Genomic DNA, 3,142 nt, shown 5'->3' on the forward strand with positions numbered 1-3,142 from the left:
CCCGCCCACCACGTACACGAACTTCCCATCTGGCTTGAACCCGCCCGGTTTCAGGCCCAAGCGACCCTCGTAGAACCTGCGGGCTCGGTCAATGTCTTTCACCGGCAGCATCGTGGTGACAGCGGCATCGGACAACATGGGAAGTCCTTTCGCTCAAGCCGGCCCTTCGCGGCCACCTGGCACCCGCCAAGCCGTCCTGCCGGCGTGTCAGCTTATGCCTGTCCGGGCCGGGGCGCCAGCAAGAAGTTCCTCACAGTCGCCGACCCGCGTTGACGCCTAACCCTTCGCTCGAGGCGACCCTCCACGGCTTGGCACTTGGGCCGCGAGCCCGTGGTACTTATCATCGGTCTCGCGGCCCAAGCGCCAACCCGCGGCGGTGGCCTCAGCTCAAACGTTAGGCCGCACAGCCGACCACCGCGAATGTTGAAGCTCCTATGCGTGCTCGGCACCGCGCTGGCAATCGGCCTGGTTTGGTTCTTCGCAGTTTTGGCGCCAATTGACCAGGGCCTTCGACTGAGTCTTACCAACATGCCTTTGGCCGCAATGCTCATCTCGTCCCTCGGGGCAGGGGCATACATCGAGTGGAAGCTGCTCGCTGCGTCCAGCGGGGCAAGCTGAACAGGCCCGCACAGTCGCGCCACCATCGATGAGTCTCCGTCAACGCATAGCGAAACTGCCTGCTCCGCTCGCCGTAGTCCTGGGGTTCGCACTCTTCATCGGCTTGGGGTATGGCTTGGCCATGCTCGTCCCGCCGGCGAGAGACAAGCGAGCCGAATGTGAGGCCAAGTGCCAGCCCTTGCCTGGCACCGTGGTCGATGACAAGACCTATCCGCTGTCATCGAAGAGTCCAAACTATCCGCAAGTCTGCAAGTGCGGCTCGCTGCGTTGAGAGTGCGGCCTAACCCTTCGCTCGAGCGGGACCTCCACCGGCATGGCACTTGGCCCTCGAGGCGCTCGCTGCCATCATCCGCCTCGCGGGCCAAGCGCCATACCGGCGTCGGCCCCTCAGCTCAAACGTTAGGCCTCGGAGAACCGAACTTGAACCCTGACACCGTGATCGCAGAACTTGAGCGATACGAAGCGGAATTGGCTCGTATCCTGCGCAGCTTCAAGCGCACCTCAAGTGGCATCTACATCGGAGATGGTGACGATCCGCTCTATCGCCAGTACGCACGCGAGTTGGTGGATCTGTTCAACGACGCCCTTGGCCCAAACGTGTACTCAAAGCAACTGTCGTCTGAGTACTCGAGCGGATTCGGGATGTACGGTACGCCATCCTTTAAGGGGGTCGAGAACGTACTCTCCGTGGTGAAGGCTTCGTTGACTCGGCTGCGCCGCTCTCCGGAGCTGTTGGCGAAGAAGCAGTCACAAGACGCTCTCCGCCATCGGGAGAACATCTTCATCATCCACGGGAGAGACGAAGCCAAGTGGCGTGAACTCAAGGACATCGTCAAGTCGGAGTTCCGCCTCAACCCTATCGTTCTCATGGAACAGCCTGACGCTGGGTGCAAGACCGTCATCGAGAAGTTCGAGAAGTACGCTCAAACCTGCACGTATGCGATCGCCGTTTTCACCCCAGATGACGAAGTGAAATCTGGATCCGACGCCTATCTCCAAGCTCGTCCCAACGTGATCTACGAACTTGGTTGGTTCTGTGGAAGCCTGGGCAGAGGCGGCGCGATGTTGCTTCTCAAGGAAGGCACCGACATGTTCTCCGACTTCGGCGGAATCATCCAGAAGCGCTTCAAACAGAACATCTCCGAGCGCGTCATCGAGATTCGCCGCGACCTGGAGGCAGCTGGCGTCCTGTCGCCCGCCGAGGCCTAACCCTTCGCTGGAGCCGACTCGCACCGGCATGGCACTTGGCCCGCTTACCGGAGTCGGTCATCATCCGTCCAGCGGGCCAAGCGCCATACCGGCGCTCGCGCCTCAGCTCAAACGTTAGGCCGCACACAGGAGACGCTGTGAGTAGCTCGGGCAGTGAAATGCAGGCTGAGGCGAACTCCGGACCGATCGCGTTGCGTGAGTCTCGCAGGAACCCCTTCGCTACTTGGCCAATGCGCCTGGCCGTACATACCCTTGTCACTGTCGCCCTCCTAGCGTCTGTCATCCTTGCAGTGGCTATGGACTCCTGGAAACCACTCTTGCTGGGCCTGTGCGTGCTTGTTGGAGCGGAAGGCGCTTGGCTCTACTTCCACTTGCGCCGATAGCCAAGTACGGTCGTTCACACTAGTACTGCAACTCCCGTTCTCTGCGCCGTGGCGGTGTCGCTTCCAAAGTGAGGCGCAGAGCGCCACACCAATAGTGGTGCAGCATTCGGCAGCTTTCCACCTTCCAACAGCCGGCCGTTGGCTAGCGCACCGAGAGTGCGGCCTAACCCTTCGCTCGAGCGGACCCTCTCCGGCAAGGCGCCTTGGCCGCGAGGCGGTGGAGGCCTATCATCCGCCTCGCGGCCAAGGCGCCTTGCCTCCACGGTCCGCTCAGCTCAAACGTTAGGCCGCATAGCCGCCTCAGATGGCATCTCCGAAGTTCTTCCCGAATCCACTTGCCTTTTGCCGCTGGCTAGAAGCCAATGCAGCCACTGCCGCGGAACTGCTCGTGGGCTATCACAAGGTCGCCACGGGCAAACCCAGCATGTCCTGGTCGGAGTCCGTCGACGAAGCACTGTGCTTTGGCTGGATTGATGGCGTCCGCAAGCGGATCGACGATGACTCGTACCAGATCCGCTTCACGCCCAGGAGACCTACGTCAATCTGGAGTGCCATCAACATCGCCAAGTTCGCGAAGCTGCAATCAGAGGGGCGCATGACGCCGGCTGGAGCAGCGGCATTCGAGAACCGGACTGAAGCCAAGTCTGCGGTTTATGCCTACGAGCAAGAGTCGCCGGCCGAACTTTCACCGGCCGAGCTGCGCGAGTTCAAACGCAACAAGGTGGCCTGGCGCTTTTTCGAGAGCAGTCCACCCAGCCACAAGAAGGCTGTGCTCCATTGGGTCTGCGGCGCCAAGAAGCCGGAGACTCGCCAAAGACGGTTCGGCAAGCTGCTCGAGGCGTGTGCCACTGGCCAGCCGCTGCGGTGAGCCTCGCGAATGCGGCCTAACCCTTCGCTCGAGGCGACCCTCCACGGCTTGGCACTTGGGCCGC

2 protein-coding genes and 1 pseudogene are annotated in these 3,142 nt (G+C 61.6%); 2 read left to right on the top strand and 1 reads right to left on the bottom strand.

The window, feature by feature from the left end; translation table 11 throughout:
- Window positions 1–138 (bottom strand): annotated as a pseudogene (locus D9C15_RS34290) (VOC family protein); the annotation flags it as partial.
- 900 nt (window positions 139–1,038) lie between these two features.
- On the opposite strand from D9C15_RS34290, the gene D9C15_RS32825 reads away from it, so the two are divergent.
- Complete coding sequence (locus D9C15_RS32825) at window positions 1,039–1,827, top strand: TIR domain-containing protein (protein ID WP_128003661.1); 789 nt, start codon at window positions 1,039–1,041, stop codon at window positions 1,825–1,827.
- Between the two features lie 687 nt (window positions 1,828–2,514).
- Window positions 2,515–3,078, top strand: coding sequence for a YdeI/OmpD-associated family protein (locus tag D9C15_RS32830; protein WP_128003662.1), 564 nt, complete (start codon window positions 2,515–2,517; stop codon window positions 3,076–3,078).
- Window positions 3,079–3,142: the final 64 nt, after the last annotated feature.

This window comes from Piscinibacter defluvii (genome assembly GCF_004011805.1).
GTDB classification, from domain to species: Bacteria; Pseudomonadota; Gammaproteobacteria; order Burkholderiales; family Burkholderiaceae_C; genus Piscinibacter; species Piscinibacter defluvii.

What these genes read in the sequence shown, in the direction of transcription:
- D9C15_RS32830 (WP_128003662.1), top strand. Translation starts at nt 2,515, where the DNA reads ATGGCATCTCCGAAGTTCTTCCCGAATCCACTTGCCTTTTGCCGCTGG.